An 18442-nucleotide genomic window follows, 5' to 3' on the forward strand; every position below is an offset into this window, starting at 1 on the left:
GCATACGGACCAGAGTGCAACGCAGCCGGGAGAGTGTGTTTTCCCGGCCCGCGTATTCGGATTAAGCCGGAGCTTATAAGGGGGAAGTCCATGAGTCAATTTCAGAAAGACCAGGTGCAGGATATTTACTATTTGTCGCCCATGCAGGAGGGCATGCTGTTTCATACGCTGCTTCATGCCGGGCAAAGCTTCTATATAGAGCAAATCGAAATGGACATCAAGGGATCGTTCCAGACCGATCTGCTGGAACGAAGCATGAACATCGTGATCGAACGGTATGATGTTTTCCGTACGGTGTTCCTTCACGAAAAAATGAAACGGCCCCTACAGGTCGTTTTGAAGGAACGGCGTTACAGAATTGAGGAGACCGATTTGTCACAATTGCCGCCTGAACGGTGGAAGCAGACAATCGAGGAATACAAAAGACAGGATAAGGAGCGCGGCTTCGACCTGTCCAAGGATATTCCGATGAGGACAGCCGTATTCAAAACTGGACCCGATACATACACGTGGATATGGAGCTATCACCATATTATTCTGGACGGCTGGTGCTTTGGCATTGTGGCGCAGGAGTTGTTCAACGTTTATGCGGCACTTCTTCAAAACAAGCCTTACAACTTGAGGCCGGCAAAGCCTTATAAGGAATATATTGAATGGCTTGAGAAAAGGGATAAAACGAAATCGCTCACTTTTTGGGACAACTACACCGCCGGATACGAAGGGCAGACAACATTCGCCGAGCAGCGGCACAAGGGACAGGGACGAGCCTATGAACCGGCAGAGCTGCTGTTCCGTCTGACAACCGAGCAGACCCGGTCATTGACTGAACTGACGCGAAAATGGAGTGTAACCTTGAGCACCGCGATTCAGGCCGCTTGGTCTATATTGGTGGGCAGATACCAGCGTTCGAACGATATCATGTTCGGTACAGTCGTGTCGGGCCGTCCGGCGGAAATCGCCGGCATCGAGAGTATGGTCGGCCTGTTCATCAACGTCGTACCGAAGCGCGTCGTTTTGACAAACGAAATGACCGTAAGTGATTTGCTGACCGCAATTCAGGAGCAGACGCTGTTGGCGGAGCCGCATCAATATGTGCCGCTGTACGATATCCAGAGCCGTGCGGCTCAGCCTGATTTGATTGATCATGTCATCGTGTTTGAAAATTATCCGCTTCAGGAAAACGGTGGTAAGAAGGAGGAGAATGATCTCGGATTTACGACCAGTACAACAGAGGTATTTGAGCAGTCGAATTATGATCTGAATGTGATGGCCTCTCCTGGAGACGAAATGCTGTTGAAATTTGCATATAATGCGAGCGTATTTGATCTGTCCTTCATTGAGCGGTTAAAAGATCAACTGACTTTCGTTATCGTGCAAATGATCCTAAACCCGGATATGAAGCTTGGCAACATGGAGGTTGTGACGGAAGAAGAACGACGTTTGCTGCTCTCCTTTAATCCAGAGGAGCCGCAGAATAGAGAGCGGATGACGTTGCCACAGCGGTTTGAATTCAGGGCAAAGGAAACGCCGAACCAAATCGCATTGGTTGCCGGGACTGTTACGCTCACCTATGCAGAGCTAAACGATGCTGCAAACCGACTCGCGTGGAGATTGCGCCAGTGCGGGATAGGGCGTGGCTCCATCGTGGGGCTGCTTGCGTACCGATCAGTCGAAACGGTTGTCGGCATCTTGGCTGTATTGAAAGCGGGCGGCGCCTACATGCCGATGGATCCGGCGTATCCCGAGGAACGCATCCGCTATATGCTGGAGGACAGCGCTGCACAGCTGCTCCTGCTGCACCGGGAAACGGATAGTCTGGCCGATGCTTCTGGCTACAATGGACAGCGGCTGTACCTGGATGAAGCAGGGATGAAGGGCGAGGGAGCAGACATTTTTGCTACCGGAGACGAACCGGATGGCCATTGGACGACCACCTGTGAAATAACTCCGGACGATATCGCTTACGTTATGTACACGTCCGGCACGACAGGCAACCCGAAAGGCAATTTGACGACGCATGACAACATCACCAGAGTCGCCCACAGGACGAATTACATCGATATTGCTGCAAGCGACACGCTGCTCTCCCTGTCAAACTATGCATTCGACGGCTTCACCTTCGATCTGTTTGGAGCACTGCTGAACGGCGCAAAGCTGATCATTGCCGCGAATGAAACGATTCTCAATGTCGGAAAATTGATGCAGACGATCAAGGATGAAGGCGTCACCGTCATGTTCGTTACGACAGCATTGTTTAACGTGCTGGTAGATTCGGGCTCCGAGTGGATGAAAGGGGTTCGCAAAGTATTGTTCGGCGGGGAGCGGTCCTCCGTCCGTCACGTTCGGAGGGCACTGGCCGCCATGGGTCCGGGCCGCATCATCCACGTCTACGGACCGACGGAAACGACGGTCTTTGCCACCTTTTATCCGGTGGACGAGGTACCGGAAGACGCGGCAACGGTTCCGATCGGGCGGCCGCTCAACCAGACGGATGCATACATTGTTGGTCCTTCGGGCCAGCTTCAGCCGCTTGAAGCGGTCGGTGAGCTGTGGATCGGAGGCGACGGAGTTGCGCAAGGTTATTTGAACCGGTCGGAGTTGACCGCCGGGAAATTCGTGCCTCATCCGTTTCTTCAGGGGCGCCGCTGTTACCGGAGTGGCGATTTGGCGCGCTGGCTACCTGGCGGTGATATCGAATTTGTCGGCCGTGTGGATGATCAGGTGAAAATCCGCGGCCATCGGATTGAATTGGGTGAAATCGAAGCGATGCTGCAGCGGCACCCTCTTGTGAAAGAGGCAGTCGTGCTGGCAGTCCGCAGCGATGAAGGCGAGACGTTCCTGTGCGCTTATGTTGTTCCCCATCAGGCAGAGCAGGTGCTGCCAGAGCAGTTGCGGAGTCATTTGGCCTCCCGTTTGCCATCGTATATGGTGCCGGCGTCTTGTATGCTGCTTGAACGGCTGCCGCTTACTTCCAACGGCAAAGTGAACCGTCGATTGCTGCCGGCAGCCGAACGACGCAGCCCGGCAGCCGAAGCCATGCCTCCTCGTACCGAGATGGAGGCGGCACTGGTGAGCCTGTGGAGCGAGGTGCTCGGTGTCGCGCAAATCGGTATTCACGACAACTTCTTTGCGGCAGGTGGGCATTCGCTGAAGGCGATGGCGCTGTGCGGCAGAATGCTCAAAGAGCTGGACCTGGACGTTCCGGTCGGGCTGCTTTTCTCCAAGCCGACGATTGCCGATTTGGCCGCCTCGCTGGAAGGTGGGAATGCAGCGTTCAGTGTGACGGATGAACCTGCATCCCGCTGCGGGACAACCGAGTTCAACCCAGATGGGCAAATGGCTGTTTTTGCTTTCCCGCCAGTGCTCGGATATGGCATTATGTTCAGCGGTCTGGCGAAATTTATACCTGATATCCGGATTCAGGCTTTTGATTTCGTGGAAGAAGAAGACCGGATTGGACAATATGCAGACGCGATGGAGGCACTACAGCCAGAAGGATCGTTCGTTTTACTCGGGTATTCTGCGGGCTGCGGGCTGGCGTTTGAAGCAGCCAAAGAACTTGAAGGCAGGGGAAGAACCGTGAGGCAGCTTGTCATGGTTGATTCGTACCTGAAAACCGGTGTCAGCGACCTTAAGGGGCGGTCAGCAGAAGACGATGCCGCCGCTTTGATGGAAGCGAACCGGGATAATCCGTACTTGCAAATCGAAGCGGTACGTAAAGGCATGCAACGCAAAATGGCGGCTTATTACGCATATCACGCCGAATTAATCAACACCGGGAAGGTAAAGGCCGATATTCATTTTATCGGAGCGGACCATGTACAGCCTCTTCCGGAGTGGATGTCTTCTTGGCGGGAAGGAACGATGGGAGTGCTCGTTGAGCATCAAGGCTGCGGGAAGCACGACGAAATGCTTTATGGTGCAATGGCCGAAATGAACGGCAGGCTGATTGCCGATATAGCACAAAGCGGCAGCTTAAAGCAGCACATTTGACTGATGGAGCATCCGGGTACTGGAAGCGGACAATTTTACGAATAAGCAATCATTTGGAGGGAGCAGGAGCATGAACGATTTGATCAAAAGGTTTGGCAATCCATCGGACCACACCCATTTTATTTGTTTTCCGTTTGCGGGGGGATATTCCGCTGCCTTCCGTCCGTTGTATGACAGCTTGCGGGACCGATTTGAAGTGCTGGCCGCCGAGCCTCCTGGTCACGGAGGCAACCGGTCGCCGCTGGTAGACGACCTCGAACGGCTGGTCAGCATGTATGAGGCGGCACTGCTGCCTCAGCTTCACAAACCGTTCATCCTGTTTGGACACAGTATGGGAGGGATCGTGGCTTATAGATTGGCGCAGATGCTGGAGTCAAAGGGGCTTTTTCCGGAAGCGGTCATCGTTTCGGCCGTCCAGCCGCCGGATATCAAGCGTCCCGTCCGTTCTCAGATGGAGGATGACGCTTTCGCCGATTATGTGATCGGCTTGAACGGCATTCCGCCCGAGCTGGCGAATAACCGGGAAATGCTCGAATTTTTCCTGCCGCCGTTCCGGTCGGATTTCAAAGCGCTGGAGACGTTTCGGCCAAGTGATATGACACCGCTTCAGTCGGAAATGCACATTTTTAACGGCAATGAAGACGAGGCTTGTGTGCGTGATGCCGACGGGTGGGCACGATGGGGAGAAAGGGTTGCGTTTCACCGCTTCCCTGGAGGTCATATGTATCTGCTGAGTGAAACGGAGCAGGTGTCCAATGCGATCCGCTCTATCTTTGCTTCGGCCTCCACGCTGGCATAGAAGGTTGTATCGCGGTATGGGTAATAAAGTAAGGAATTGGTTCTGAATCATCGTTCGTGCATTTGTAAGCAGGTAGAAAGAAGCCTCTCCTTGGTAAAGTTGGCGCGCATGGCTGGCCATTTTACTACAAGGGAGGCTTTTTCGGCATTTAAAACTATACGATCCGTTTGCGCAGCCAGCCGGAAATCAGATCCGTCAAAATGATCAGGACCACAATACCCAGCAAAATAACGCCTACCCGGTTCCAGTTGCGCATTTGGAGTGCAAACAGCAGCGGAGTACCAATACCGCCTGCACCGACCAGACCGAGCGTGGTGGCAGAGCGGATGTTAATTTCAAAACGATAGAGCGAATAGGAAAGAAACTGTGGAATCACCTGCGGCAGCACGGCGAAGAAAATCACCTGCAGACGATTGGCGCCACATGCGATCAAAGCTTCCTGCGGCCCGTAATCGACGCTTTCGATCGTTTCCGAGAACAGCTTCGCCAGCATGCCGATGGAGTGAATGCCAAGAGCAAGCACCCCGGCAAACGAACCGGGCCCAACGGCTTTGATAAACAGGATGGCGACGATCATTTCGGGAAATACCCGGATGACACTAAGTACAAATTTCCCGCTGCCCGATAAGGGACGCAGTCGGGTCATATTGCTGGACGCCCAAAAGGCGAACGGAAGGCAGACAAACGCGGATACGAAGGTTCCGAGAATGGAAATGACCAGCGTATCCAGCAGCCCGCGCAATAAATCCTCTCCTTCAGGGATGTAGACGAATGACCAGTCTGGATGAAGGAAGCCGTCCAATATAGCGACAGAGACGCTTTTGGCTGTTCCCTGTAATCCTTCAAACTGCATTCCGCGAAATGCCCAAATATAAATGATGATCAGCAGAATAGCTATCACCCATAGACGCAGGCGGGAGCCAACAGGTCTGCGAAGCGTAGGATCATTCATAATAATTTCCTCCGTAGCAGGTTACTGCCGTAATCAATTGCAAGGACGATGACGAGGGTCAGTAGAATAATGATGCTTGCCCGGTCGTATCGGAACAGGCCGAGCGAACGGTCAAGCAGCAGACCGATACCGCCAGCACCGACCAGGCCCAGAACGGAAGCCGCACGCACATTAACCTCAAACGTGTACAGCAAGTATGACACAAAATAAGGCAATGCCTGCGGCACAACACCGAAGGCAATGACCTGAATGCGGCTTGCTCCAACGGCAGTCATGGCTTCCAGCGGCCCGGGATCAATGGCTTCAATCGCTTCGAACGTCAGCTTGGCTATGATGCCGAAGGAGAAGAAGAGCAGGGCGAGCATCCCTGCAAACGGACCGATGCCGAACACGGCCACAAAGATGGAGGCAAACAGCAAATCCGGAATCGTCCGCACCAGATTCAGAATCGTGCGCATCGGCAGTGAAATCAGCTTGCGCGGCATCACATTGTAGGCACAGAGCAGCGCGACCGGGATAGCCAGGATGGCTCCCAGTGTCGTGCCGACAATGGCGATCTGGATCGTTTCCAGCATCGGTTTCCAGATGGTGGGCAGGTAGCTCCAGTCAGGCGGGAACATTTCGCCCAGCAGCTTACCCATTTCGGGCAAGCCGACGATCAACTGGTAAGGCGTGGCATCTGTATGAATGGAGCAGGCAACCAGTACCACAATAAAAATCATCCAGGTGGCGTAGCGCTTGTAGCGCCCCGGCAAGGGTGGCCCTGCGGGCGGCATGCCTGGTTGCGGTGGCCCGGCATGCGGTGACGGCGACGCCGAAGAGCGTGGCTGAGCCGTAGAGTCAGGCTTCATGATCCCACTCCCAACAGCTCATCGTGCTTGATAACCCGGCCGTAGATTTCCGCGAAGGCCTCGTCCGTAGCTTCCTCCGGCGTGCCGTCAAAGACGACCTCCCCCGCGCGCAGTCCGATAATCCGCGTCGCATATTCACGCGCCAGATCAATAAAATGCAGATTGACGATGGTTGTAATCTGCATTTCACGGTTGATCCGCTGGAGGTCGTCCATGACCTGGCGGGTGGTCAAGGGATCAAGCGATGCGACAGGCTCGTCCGCCAGAATAATTTTGGCCTCCTGCGCCAGCGCGCGGGCGATAGATACTCGCTGTTGCTGACCGCCAGACAGCTCATCGGCCCGGCTGTAGGCTTTTTCGCGGATATTCACGCGTCCTAGCGCCGCTAGTGCCAGCTCGACATCCTTCTTCGGAAAGAGGCCGAGAATCGTCCGCAGTGTCGAATGATAGCCGACACGGCCGGAAAGTACATTGCGGAGCACGGTCGAGCGCTTAACCAGATTGAAGCTCTGAAAGATCATGCCGATATCACGGCGAATGCGCCGCAGCTCGCTGCTTCCGGCAGACGTAACAGATCTGCCGTCTATGATGATGTTGCCGGAGGTAATGTCATGCAGTCGGTTAATGGAACGTAGCAGGGTGGACTTGCCGGCACCGGACAAGCCGACAATGACGACCATCTCGCCCTCTTTAATCGTCAAATTAATATTGTTCAACCCTTTGGTACCATTCGGGTACGTTTTCGATACGTTACGGAATTCGATCATTTGCTCCCCGCTTTCTCCCCCCGATGGGGTGGAATGAAAACAACACCGCCATGAATACATGGACGGTGCTGCCCTGTCATTCGTAATGCCTGTTTTGTAGCTGCTGCTTCATTACAATGACTCGTTTGCTCCTATTACTTCACCGCTTGGCCGACGGCTTCGGCATATTCACGTACAGAGTCGAAGTTTTTATCGTCGCCTTTTTCATAGCCTACGTGCGTGTAAATTTCTTTAATGATTTTGCCGCCTTCTGGATCATTGGCGATATCGATAAAGGCTTGGCTGATTTTGTCTCTCCACGCTTGATCCATATCGGAACGCACGCTGACCGTGTCATTCGGAATTTTAGCCGTGTAATGGATGACACGTGTTTTTTCAAATACATCCGGTATTTCCTTCTTCACTGTGTTGCGGGCATCCTGGAAAACAGCTACAGCATCAACTTGACCGTTCAGCAGTGCCAGAATAGCAGCATCATGGCCTTTGATCGTTACACCCTGTACATCCGTGTCCGGGTCCACGCCGGCTTTTTTCAGCTCTGCTGCGGGATACACATAGCCTGCGGAGGAGGTTACATTTTGCCAGCCGACTTTTTTGCCCTTCAGATCAGTCAGGCTTTTAATCGGAGAATCTTTTTTGACCACGATCATCGCTTTATAAAAGTTTACTTTTTCAGCTGTGTCCTTGCCTGTGGCATCTTCAATGCCGTAGCGTTGGGCTTGCAGCAGCAAATCAGCTGCTTTGCGGTTATCATGTGCCAGAACATAGGCATTCGGTGGAAGGAAACCTACATCAACCTGTTTGGAGGACATGGCTTCCACAATCGTGTTGTAGTCAGGAGATACGGTGACTTTTACCGGGATTCCAAGCTTGTCCCCCAGCAGCTTTTCGAGCGGCTTGGCTTTGGCTTCGAGTGTATCTGCATTTTGGGAAGGAACGAACTGTACCTTTAGCTCTGTAGGAACATAGGCTGTGCTTTCGCTTTTCGTACCATCTGTGCCTGGAGTCGACGCGCTGTTTTTGCTTGCATTGGAGCCGCAAGCGGCCAGACCTGCCGCCAGTGTGAAGGTCATGCACAAGGTCAGTGCTTTTTTGAACAAAATAATTTCCCCCTAAAACATAGTAATTAAAGAAGTCATAACGATAAAAAATGAAAACTCTGTAAATTCTGTAACAAAGCAAATCTTAACAGCTAGTCCGGCGGCCAGGGTTAAAACCATCCCTGACTTTGGTAAAAATAATGTAAAATTTATCGTATGGTTGCTGGCGTTCATTCCTTTAACATTCTCTTAATAGTGGTCTGCTAGACTTGTTCAAACTCTATGACCGAAGCTGAGGGAGAGAACAAGATTGGATACAAATGAAGTCATACATCGGGAGCCGTCAGGTCCGGCGAGGGTAAAATTCCGCATCATGGTTACGACGGACCTGCATGTCAGTTTGTGGAATTACGATTATTATGCAGATGAGGAAACGCTGCAGTATGGTCTGGCGCAAACCGCCAGCTTGATTCAAACGGCCCGGTCTGAGGTACCCAACCATCTCCTGCTGGATAACGGGGATGTCATTCAGGGGAATCCGATGGGGGATTATGCTGTGCAGCGTCTTCAACAGGACCCCGGCGCTGTACATCCTGCTTACAAGGCGATGAATCTTTTAGGGTACGAGGCAGGGAATATCGGAAATCATGAATTTAACTATGGACTAAAATATTTGCAGACCTGCCTTCAGGGAGCGCAATTTCCTTATATAAATGCCAACATTTATGTAGCGGGAGAAAATGAACAAAACTATTTCACACCTTATCTGCTGTTGGACAAGACGGTTGAGGATGAAGCAGGCGGCAAGCATCTTTTAAAGGTGGGAGTCATCGGCTTTGTACCGCCACAAATTATGCAATGGGACAAGGCGTGGCTGGAGGGAAAAATCATCGTCAAGGACGTGCTGGAAACGGCGAGACGGTTTATTCCCAAAATGAAGGCAGAGGGAGCCGATCTGATCATTGCCATGCCCCATGCGGGCTTTGAGGATATTCCTGAAACGCCATATATGGAAAACACGGTGTTGCCACTGAGCAGGGTGGAGGGGATTGACGCCATTCTGTTTGGTCATGCGCATAAAGTATTCCCCGGACCTTTGTTTGTCGGTAAAACGGGTGTTGATACGGAGCGAGGCACGATCCACGATATTCCGGCGGTAGAGCCGGGCTTCTGGGGGGATCATCTGGGTATTATTGACTTCGACCTTTTTCTTATAGATGGAAAGTGGGAAGTGGCCGCATCCTCTGCCGAGGTACGCCCGGTGTATGATCCGGTACGGAAGGAAGCGCTGGTACAACCGGATGCTGTAATTCAGCAGTCGGTAGCAGAGGAGCACGTCGGGACACTGGAGTATATTCGCGCTCCTGTCGGTCGGACGACGGTGGCGGTGAACAGCTTCTTTGCCCAAGTCATGGACGATGCTTCGGTTCAGCTCGTAAATGATGCGCAAATTTGGTATGTGAAGCAGCAACTGCAAGGGAGCGAGTACGAAGCTTTACCCGTTCTGTCGGCAGCGGCTCCATTTAAAACGGGCGGCAGATACGGCCCATCTTACTACACCGATATTCCGGCAGGGACGTTGGCGATCAAGCATATCGCCGATCTGTACAACTTCCCGAATACGCTGCATGTCGTCCGGCTGATCGGGGCGGAAATTCGGGAATGGCTTGAGTGGTCTGCCGGACAATTCCGGCAGATTGATCCTTTGGCAGAACATGAGCAAGAGCTGATTGATTCTGATTTTCCGAGCTTTAATTTTGATATCATCGACGGGATCAGATATCAGATTGATGTAACGCAGCCTGCCAGATATGATATTGCCGGGAAATTAAAGGTGCCGGATGCGCACAGAATCCTTCATATGTCCTACGAAGGAGAGCCGATGGATATGCAGCAGAGTTATCTGGTGGTTACGAACAACTATCGCGCCTTCTCCTCCACGCTCGTTAATCCGGGTGGAGAACGAATTGTACTTGCTGCACCGGATGAAAATCGGCATGTATTGACCGACTATGTGCGGCAAATGAAGACAGTGACGCCAAAAGCAGACGGCCACTGGTCCCTTGCCCCATGGGAGGGGCGTCCGCATGTGACATTCTTGACCTCGCCACAAGCTACGGAGGCCGCTCAAGCTTATTCGGAGCTGCTTTATGAAGGATTAACTATTGAAGGTTATGCCAAATTTGCTATTGATTTTGGACCGCTCTAAACAGCAAATTATTCTTTGCCTTCATAAGTCTACAGCATCACGACACATGAACAGACCAAACCTTCGGGGGCGGTCTTTTTTCATAAAACGGATTTAATATCGTACGAAATTCGTGATTTTATATGTCCGGAGTCGCGTTTAAGTTATTGACCTCCCGTATAATAAGACATATACTTTGATTAAACAAATTTTGGTTTAAAAGGTAATGAACAATCACCATCATTCGTTTGAGGGGGTGTCCCTTTGGAAAAAAACACCACGATTCGCGCAGAAATTGAAAAGTATATTCAAAGTGAAGGCATTTCGATGCAGTGTTTTGCAGATGCTTCCAAGGTAAATCCGGGTACACTCAGTGGTATTCTTAACCGGAACCCTCCACGGCCCATTTCAGTTAATCAGCTTGATCTAATCACCGAGGCCATGGGATTGGAAGAAGGGTCTTTGTTCGAGATGTATGTGGATGAATGCTTTGTTCATTCTTTGCCGCATTGGCGGAGGCTGCGTCCGTTTCTTCTCCGTTGCTCGGAGTTGAACAAGCTGGACTGCATACGTAGTGTACTTGGCTATCTGATGGATGATTTATCGAACATTCCGGCTATTTTTGAGACAGCAGAAGAAATGTTTGAGAATGATCGACATGAAGCCTCCATGCTTCTGTATGATTGTGTTATCGAGAGTGAGAAGTATACCCATTCCGAACGCTTGGCGATTAGCTATTTTCGTATTTTCCAGGTTCAGATTAAGGATAACAAGCGGAACTTGAAGGCTGCTGTACAATTCCATTTATACCGAAGCCGTCTACCGGAAACATACGCATTGGAAGGCTTACATATGCTGTCCCAAGTGTTTGCGTCAAAAATGCAATGGTCCGAGATGGAAATGTATGCGGATGAGCTAAGAGAGCTGGCGCAGGCATTGTATCGTAATCGGAATCGATTTGGGGATGAGCACCTGGAGCTGCTTAAGCCGCTCGTTTATTACTATGCCCAGGGGCATCTGCTAAAGGCCAGCTGCTATGAGTTTCAGGGCAGATATGAGGAATCCAAGCAATGGATTGAAGGTTATGCAGATTTAAGCTGGTTTGAGGGCCTGGACGAGGAAGGCACGAAAGTAGTCGAAATGCACCGTGTATATGCTCGGGGCAACCGACTTTGTATTGAAATTAAAATGGGTAACACTTCTGCAATCTATGAGTATATTACTTATTTGCGCGAGCATTCGGATGAAACGCTGGAGGGCTTGAACACATTGCTCGAATCAGCGAACCGGTTCGGTTATTTTGTGGATGCCGAGCTGGGACTGTTCAGTCAGCAGCTCAAGAGCTTTTGGGAGCTTGCACCTGAACAATGGGACACTCATTATCGCAGGCACTTTAATGCGTTTCGCTTTGCATCCTTTTGTAAGGTGTATGCGGAATATCATTTTCGAAAGGGCGATTTCTCTGAGGGATTGGGACAAACACTGCACTGCTTGCAGCTGTCTGTAGATAATAGCTATACCGAGCATATCATCGGTTGTATGGCCCTGGTTGAGCAGCACCGGAATTTTGCTACTCCGGAACAGCAGCATCTGTATCAAAGCCTTTGTCTCGGCGTACGGGAAAATGAAAAGAATCATGCTTATGATCACAGTACCGGTGGATATTCGTAATTCTAATTTTCATGCGAGCTCTTCATATAACACGTTCTTACGAGGATGTTCCCGTTCCAAAGGGGAATGTTCTCGTTTTTTAGTTGTTGCGGGTTCTTGTGACTTTTGGCATGGAAAAGACGCTTTGCGCGTTGACAAGTTTCGTATGCGGGATTAGGATAAATGCAGCACAGAAAGTGAAGGAGAGCATGTACAAATGACGATTCCCAAAACATTAACGATAGCGGGCTCCGACACAAGCGGAGGAGCGGGTATTCAGGCAGACCTGAAAACCTTTCAGGAGCTTGGCGTATATGGTATGACTGTATTGACAACCGTAGTAGCGATGGGTCCCAAAACCTGGGACCATCTTGTATATCCTGTTGCGTTGGATGTGGTAGAAGCGCAGCTGCGTACTGTATTGGAAGGCATCGGTTTTGATGCGATGAAAACCGGTATGCTTGGTTCCGTTGATATTATCGAGCTGGTAGCCAGCCATTTGAAAAAACATGATCTGAAGCGGATCGTCATTGACCCGGTTATGGTTTGCAAAGGTACGGATGAAGTGCTTCAGCCGGAAAATACAGAAGCGATGCTGGAATTGTTAATTCCTGGCGCTGATCTGGTAACACCCAACTTGTTCGAGGCTTCGCAGCTGGCGAAGAATGGACCCATCACGACGCTGGAGCAGATGCAGGAAGCGGCTGCCATTATCCATGAGCGCGGAGCGAAGCACGTGCTGATCAAGGACCGTGGTAAAATTCGCACAGGCAAAGCGATGGACCTGCTGTATGACGGAATCACTTCTGACTGGTTTGAAGCGGATGTGGTAAAAACGAGCTTTACCCATGGTGCAGGATGCACCACTTCGGCGGCGGTAACGGCTGGCTTGGCTCAAGGGCTGACTGTACGTGAAGCGGTGGATCAGGCCAAGAAATTTATCACACAGGCCATTGAAGGCAGCTTCAAGCTGAATGAATTCGTCGGTCCGACCCTGCATGCCGCACACCGTTTACAGAATCAATAAGTATACAAAATCAATAAGTATACAAAATTAATAAGCATAACAAAGAAGGCCTTATAAATCTCCATTAGGCTGCATATATATAATAATTGCTTGAGGCAAAGATATCTATGAGATAAGAGCCAGTTTGGCTCCTAAAAGCCGCAGTACTTGGTATTGCGGCTTTTGAGGTTGTCTTTTTTTTGAGCTATTGCTTCCAGTTTTGTCTAATCGTACTGTATAATAGGCATCAGGTTTATTACACTGAGGGGGGAACGAAAGCAATGACATTATTCAGCCAAATGGCTTACAGCCGACCAGAGCAGCCTGAAATTGAACAGCGGTTTAAAACGCTGTTGCAGCAGTTTCGTGAGGCAGACAGCGTAGAACGTCAAAATGAAGTAATTCATGCGATTAACAAGCTGCGCAGTCATGTGGAAACGCAATTGCAATTGGTGGAAGTTCGGCACTCCATTAATACGGAGGACGCCTTTTACAAAGCGGAGCAAGAGTATGCTGATGATTTCATTCCGGTCATTCAGGAGTATGTAACGGAGTACTACCGGGCATTGGTGGACTCTCCGTTCAGAGCCGAGCTGGAGAGCCAATGGGGCAGCCAGCTTTTTAGTATTGCCGAGGTAGCACTCAAGTCGTTCCACCCGGATATCATCGAGGATTTGCAGCAGGAAAATAAGCTGACCTCCGAATATGCCCAGCTTATTGCGTCCGCCAAGATCCAGTTTGAAGGGCAAGAACGCACGTTAGCACAGCTTTTGCCATTTGAATTGGATACCAATCGGGAAACGCGCAAACTGGCATCCGAGGCCAAATATCAATTTATGAGCGAGCATGAGGACGAACTGGATCGGATTTATGATGAACTGGTCAAGGTACGTACACGCATGGCACATAAGCTGGGCTACGACAACTTCGTAGAACTGGGCTATGCTCGTTTGGGACGTACAGATTACAATGCCACAATGGTTGCCAATTTCCGCGAGCAGGTACTGAAGCACATCGTTCCCCTGGCAACCAAGTTGAAGGAGCGTCAGCGCGAACGGATCGGTGTAGATCGGCTTCGTTATTATGATGAAGGCTTCAACTTCCTGTCAGGCAACCCTACGCCAAAAGGTGACCCGGAGTGGATCCTTCGTAATGGAGCACGTATGTATGAGGAACTTTCACCGGAAACACATGAATTTTTCAGCTTTATGATCGAACGGGAATTAATGGACCTGATCAGCAAAAAGGGTAAGCAAAGCGGAGGCTACTGTACCTTTTTGAGCGAATATGGCACGCCGTTTATTTTCTCCAATTTTAATGGTACTTCTGGTGACATCGACGTATTGACGCATGAAGCAGGTCATGCCTTCCAGGTCTATGAGAGCCGGCATTTTGAAATTCCGGAGTATCATTGGCCAACCATGGAGGCGGCTGAGATCCATTCCATGAGCATGGAATTTTTCGCATGGCCTTGGATGAAGCTGTTCTTTGAAGAAGATACGGACAAATATCATTTTGAACATCTGTCCTCTTCGTTGCTGTTCGTGCCTTACGGCGTGGCCGTAGACGAATTCCAGCATGCCGTATATGAGCATCCGGATTGGACCCCGGCCGAACGTAAAAGCGTATGGCGCTCCATTGAACGCAAGTATAAACCGCATCTGGACTATGAAGGCAACGAGTATCTGGAGCATGGCGGATTTTGGCACAAACAGGGGCATATTTTTCAATCCCCGTTCTACTATATTGACTACACACTCGCGCAATTGTGCGCATTCCAGTTCTGGAAACGTATGAGTATCGACCGGACAGCGGCGTGGGAGGATTATTTGAAGCTGTGCCGTGCCGGGGGGAACCGATCTTTTACCGGATTGGTTGAGCTGGCTGGATTGATCTCGCCGTTCCAGGATGGCTGTATCGCTTCTGTGATCGGAGAAATCGAAGCGTGGCTGAACAGCGTGGATGATAAAAAGCTGTAAGCATAGCTAAAAAGGGCATTTCGCTTACCTGTCAAAGCTGAAAAGCTTACAGGTGGCGGAATGCCCTTTTGTGTAAATGAAAATTCAATTAATGTTTGGTGTTAAGTGGCTTGAGATTGGCTTCAATAGATGCACGGCGCGACTCCAAAAATGGCGGCAGCGACAGGGATTCGCCCAGAAACTCCAATTCCTCGTCGGTGTCAAAGCCAGGTCCATCGGTTGCCAATTCAAACAGAATGCCGTTCGGCTCACGGAAGTACAGGGAGCGGAAATAAAAGCGATCTACAAAGCCTGAATTGGAAATTTGCAGCTGACCAATACGCTCTACCCATTGTTTGAGCTCTTCCTCGGTTTCAACACGGAAGGCTACATGATGCACACTGCCTCGTCCCGGCCGCTCTTGTGGGAGATCGTTGCGCTCTTCCAGATGAACCTCAGTTCCGGTACCACCTTCACCCGTTTCATAGATAACCACATCCGGCTGTCCGGCAACAGGGGAAGGATAGGAGCCCTTTTTGCGGAAGCCCATAACCTGTTCAAGAATGAGAATTGTATTCTCTGCTTTGGGAATGGTCAGATGAACCGGGCCAAGTCCCACGATGGCATATTCGGCAGGGACAGGGCTTTTCTCCCAAGGCGTACCACCGCGCACACCGTTATCATGCTCATCCGAAACGAGGAAGAAACGTTGTCCTTCAAAATCCTCGAACGAAAGCGCCAAACGTCCTGCTTGATCCGTAATTTCGCCATGTTTTACATCCAGTTGCTCGAAGCGGTTTTTCCAATATTCCAGCGCCTTGTCATTCGGTACGCGCAGGGAGAGCGCCGAAATGCTGTTATTCCCTGTACGAGTCTGTCCGGCATGTGGGATTTCAAAAAATGTAACTTCCGTCCCCGCAGTTCCACGCTCATCCCCGTAGAAGAGGTGATACACGCTGACATCATCCTGGTTTACCGTTTTCTTGATCAGCCGAAGTCCCATAACCTGAGTATAAAAATCAACATTTTTAGCCGCCGCCGCTGTAATCGCCGATACGTGATGCAATCCTAACAGTTTCATGTCATTGTCCTCCTTGGTTTTATATGATTCGTTTTTTCAAAGCAAAATAAACAGTCGTAAACTTTCTTTATAATTTATTATCTTGATATTAAGATAAATGATTTTTGATTGTTTGTCAACACATATCATTTATCGAAGTTACCTATGCGCCACTGCGCAGTCGGATGGTGCTTCCCATCGCCACCGCTACGCTTGTACAGCACCATTCCGTCTACTCCGTTTTTATGTTCATTTTTCGAGTCTATTATACAGAGCATTAATAATGTAGTAATAAAAAATTAAATTGAATCGAGCGAAGCCGATGAAATCCGCTTTTCCAATACCTTACCTCCCTACGCAGATGTGGTACTGGAATGGCGGGAAGCCAGCGGAGCGGAGGATTTGAATCTGTAGAAGCGTCAGCGTTCGCCTTTGCCACGGGATTCTTACCATCACATGTCCTATCCAATCCAAAGAATCCCGTGGCAACAGCGATCGTAAGATCAAATCATTCGCGCAGCGCCACTTCCCACGAAACCCACCACCACACTCTGCACACCTTGCTACTCCTCAATAAAACAGCTACGATATAGCCAAAGACAGGCGTAGGATCAATAACCGCCGTCCTGCATACAGATCAGGAGGAGTATTTTCATGTATACGATTGGAGTAGTAGGTCCGAAACCCTCAATTGATCGGATCATAGAGGTGGGACGTGAGTATGCAGATACGGCGAAGCTAATCCCTTATCCGTATGAAAATCTGGTGGAAGCAGCGGCTATCATCCCGGCTCACCGTGGAGAGGTGAGTGGATGGCTTTTTACCGGACCTATTCCTTACATGGCAGTCAAACCGCAGCTTATAGACTCTGATAGTATCGTATATTGCTCCCCGACAGGGGCCAGCCTGTACAAAGGGATTCTCCATCTTTTAAAGGGTTCATATCCTGCAATTACGTGCATGTCACTGGATATGGTGGAGCTGGAGGAGTTTAACCTGCAGGAATCGCTGGATGAGTTGGAATTGCCTGAATCCATGTTTGCTATCCATATGTTCGAGGTAAAGCAGGAGGGACACCGGGATAAGCAACAGGAAACGGAATTAGCCGATGTTCATATAAAAATGTGGGAGAGCGGGCAGACGCAGGCGGCTCTGACCTGTATGCATGCAGTGCATAAAAGGCTGCTGGAACGGGGAGTGCCGTGCAGCAAGATTGATGTGACCCGTATGGAAATCCGTCAGGCGCTTCGTATTAGCATCGAGAAGCAGCGAGCCTCCTACTTTAAAGATAGCCAGATTGGCGTGCAAATCATAGAAATAGAGAACCTGGACAAGGTGTCAGGGCGTTCAGGCACAAAATATTATGTGCAGCTCCTGGAATTGGAGATCAAGCGTGTGCTGCTGGAGTTTTGTGACAAGCTGGATGGCTCTCTTCTGGAGAATGGAAATGGTCGATACCAGATATTCGGCTCGCGTGGGGCGATGGAGCGTGAAATTTCTGCTCTGCGTGAAGCGGTATTTCGGCTGGAGACAGAGGTAGACCAGCCTGTGGCGGTTGGTATAGGTTTTGGCGAAACGGCCCTTTCGGCGGAGCAGCACGCACGCAAGGCGATTCAGACGGCAAAAGACAGAGAAGTGGGCGACATTATCATCGTGAGGGCGGACGGAACTGTGGTTGAATCGGCAGGAGGGCAGGATGAACTGGAGTATGAATATCGTACAGAGGATCAGGAACTGCTGAATCGCTTAAACCAGGCGGCAGTCAGTATTCGTACGTACCGAAAAATCGAGGCGCTTGCCCGACGCAAGGGATGGGGAAGCTTTAGCGCATCGGATTTGGCCGCCGATTTGTCCATGACAGTCCGCAATGCACAGCGTATTATGCTGGGGCTGGTGGAAAATGGACTGGCTCTCGCCACAGGCGGCGAACTCCAGACGAGTCGGGGACGACCGCGTAAAATTTATCAGCTCAAACGATAACCGAAATAAACACGGAATACGATAAGCTTATAAAAGCGCTGATCAAAGCGCTGATCAAAGCTCTTGGAGAACAGGTGAAGTAACCTGACCTTCGGGAGCTTTTTTTGTAGGTGCATCTGCTTGAATTTAGTATGATAAAAAAATTATATAACGTTGATATGTTATTAAATATAACAAAAGTATTGTAACGCCTGAAAA

Annotated in this window: 12 protein-coding genes; 7 read left to right on the plus strand and 5 right to left on the minus strand. The window is 50.3% G+C overall.

The genetic code is table 11. The features are described 5' to 3' along the window. Window positions 1-90 precede the first annotated feature (90 nt). Together BAZ21_RS16890 and BAZ21_RS16895 are read left to right on the plus strand one after the other, a co-directional pair. Window positions 91-3993, plus strand: a complete 3903-nt coding sequence (locus BAZ21_RS16890; RefSeq protein WP_068503153.1) for a non-ribosomal peptide synthetase — start codon at window positions 91-93, stop codon at window positions 3991-3993. Between the two features lie 70 nt (window positions 3994-4063). Beyond that, window positions 4064-4792: a thioesterase II family protein gene (locus BAZ21_RS16895; RefSeq protein ID WP_068503157.1), complete on the plus strand. Its 729-nt coding sequence runs from the start codon at window positions 4064-4066 to the stop codon at window positions 4790-4792. A 154-nt stretch (window positions 4793-4946) separates the two neighbouring features. Here the strand turns inward: BAZ21_RS16895 and phnE (BAZ21_RS16900) are convergent, their stop codons facing one another. The 4 genes from phnE (BAZ21_RS16900) to BAZ21_RS16915 all read right to left on the minus strand — a co-directional run bounded on the left by phnE (BAZ21_RS16900) (window position 4947) and on the right by BAZ21_RS16915 (window position 8462). Further along, entirely contained in the window at window positions 4947-5744 is a 798-nt protein-coding gene (gene phnE / locus BAZ21_RS16900) for a phosphonate ABC transporter, permease protein PhnE (RefSeq protein WP_068503160.1), read from the minus strand. Then, a complete protein-coding gene (phnE, locus tag BAZ21_RS16905; protein ID WP_068503164.1) occupies window positions 5741-6595 on the minus strand; it encodes a phosphonate ABC transporter, permease protein PhnE in 855 nt (284 codons plus the stop codon). Before phnE (BAZ21_RS16905) ends, phnE (BAZ21_RS16900) begins: the two co-directional genes overlap by 4 nt. Next, window positions 6592-7362, minus strand: coding sequence for a phosphonate ABC transporter ATP-binding protein (phnC, locus tag BAZ21_RS16910; protein ID WP_068503168.1), 771 nt, complete (start codon window positions 7360-7362; stop codon window positions 6592-6594). Before phnC ends, phnE (BAZ21_RS16905) begins: the two co-directional genes overlap by 4 nt. A 134-nt stretch (window positions 7363-7496) precedes the next feature. Further along, entirely contained in the window at window positions 7497-8462 is a 966-nt protein-coding gene (locus tag BAZ21_RS16915) for a phosphate/phosphite/phosphonate ABC transporter substrate-binding protein (RefSeq protein ID WP_068503171.1), read from the minus strand. A gap of 250 nt (window positions 8463-8712) precedes the next feature. On the opposite strand from BAZ21_RS16915, the gene BAZ21_RS16920 reads away from it, so the two are divergent. The 4 genes from BAZ21_RS16920 to BAZ21_RS16935 all read left to right on the plus strand — a co-directional run bounded on the left by BAZ21_RS16920 (window position 8713) and on the right by BAZ21_RS16935 (window position 15225). Continuing rightward, window positions 8713-10611: a bifunctional 2',3'-cyclic-nucleotide 2'-phosphodiesterase/3'-nucleotidase gene (locus BAZ21_RS16920; RefSeq protein WP_068503175.1), complete on the plus strand. Its 1899-nt coding sequence runs from the start codon at window positions 8713-8715 to the stop codon at window positions 10609-10611. 243 nt (window positions 10612-10854) lie between these two features. Beyond that, window positions 10855-12261: a DNA-binding protein gene (locus BAZ21_RS16925; protein ID WP_068503178.1), complete on the plus strand. Its 1407-nt coding sequence runs from the start codon at window positions 10855-10857 to the stop codon at window positions 12259-12261. Between the two features lie 196 nt (window positions 12262-12457). Then, window positions 12458-13267 carry a bifunctional hydroxymethylpyrimidine kinase/phosphomethylpyrimidine kinase gene (gene thiD / locus BAZ21_RS16930; RefSeq protein WP_068503180.1) on the plus strand — a complete coding sequence of 270 codons (810 nt, stop codon included), beginning with the start codon at window positions 12458-12460 and terminating at the stop codon, window positions 13265-13267. Between the two features lie 260 nt (window positions 13268-13527). Next, window positions 13528-15225: a M3 family oligoendopeptidase gene (locus BAZ21_RS16935; protein WP_068503183.1), complete on the plus strand. Its 1698-nt coding sequence runs from the start codon at window positions 13528-13530 to the stop codon at window positions 15223-15225. Between the two features lie 88 nt (window positions 15226-15313). On the opposite strand, the gene BAZ21_RS16940 is transcribed toward BAZ21_RS16935, so the two are convergent. Further along, window positions 15314-16285, minus strand: a complete 972-nt coding sequence (locus tag BAZ21_RS16940; RefSeq protein ID WP_068503186.1) for a ring-cleaving dioxygenase — start codon at window positions 16283-16285, stop codon at window positions 15314-15316. A gap of 633 nt (window positions 16286-16918) precedes the next feature. On the opposite strand from BAZ21_RS16940, the gene BAZ21_RS16945 reads away from it, so the two are divergent. Further along, complete coding sequence (locus tag BAZ21_RS16945; RefSeq protein WP_068503189.1) at window positions 16919-18244, plus strand: hypothetical protein; 1326 nt, start codon at window positions 16919-16921, stop codon at window positions 18242-18244. The last annotated feature ends 198 nt before the right edge of the window (window positions 18245-18442 follow it).

Origin of the sequence: Paenibacillus kribbensis (genome assembly GCF_001705305.1) — a bacterium.
GTDB classification, from domain to species: domain Bacteria; phylum Bacillota; class Bacilli; order Paenibacillales; family Paenibacillaceae; genus Paenibacillus; species Paenibacillus kribbensis_B.

Excerpts from the sequence above, each read along its gene's own strand:
- BAZ21_RS16935 (WP_068503183.1), top strand. The coding sequence starts at position 13,528 with ATGACATTATTCAGCCAAATGGCTTACAGCCGACCAGAGCAGCCTGAA.
- BAZ21_RS16940 (WP_068503186.1), bottom strand. The coding sequence starts at position 16,285 with ATGAAACTGTTAGGATTGCATCACGTATCGGCGATTACAGCGGCGGCG.
- phnE (WP_068503164.1), bottom strand. The coding sequence starts at position 6,595 with ATGAAGCCTGACTCTACGGCTCAGCCACGCTCTTCGGCGTCGCCGTCA.
- phnE (WP_068503160.1), bottom strand. The coding sequence starts at position 5,744 with ATGAATGATCCTACGCTTCGCAGACCTGTTGGCTCCCGCCTGCGTCTA.
- BAZ21_RS16895 (WP_068503157.1), top strand. The coding sequence starts at position 4,064 with ATGAACGATTTGATCAAAAGGTTTGGCAATCCATCGGACCACACCCAT.
- phnC (WP_068503168.1), bottom strand. The coding sequence starts at position 7,362 with ATGATCGAATTCCGTAACGTATCGAAAACGTACCCGAATGGTACCAAA.
- BAZ21_RS16890 (WP_068503153.1), top strand. The coding sequence starts at position 91 with ATGAGTCAATTTCAGAAAGACCAGGTGCAGGATATTTACTATTTGTCG.
- thiD (WP_068503180.1), top strand. The coding sequence starts at position 12,458 with ATGACGATTCCCAAAACATTAACGATAGCGGGCTCCGACACAAGCGGA.
- BAZ21_RS16945 (WP_068503189.1), top strand. The coding sequence starts at position 16,919 with ATGTATACGATTGGAGTAGTAGGTCCGAAACCCTCAATTGATCGGATC.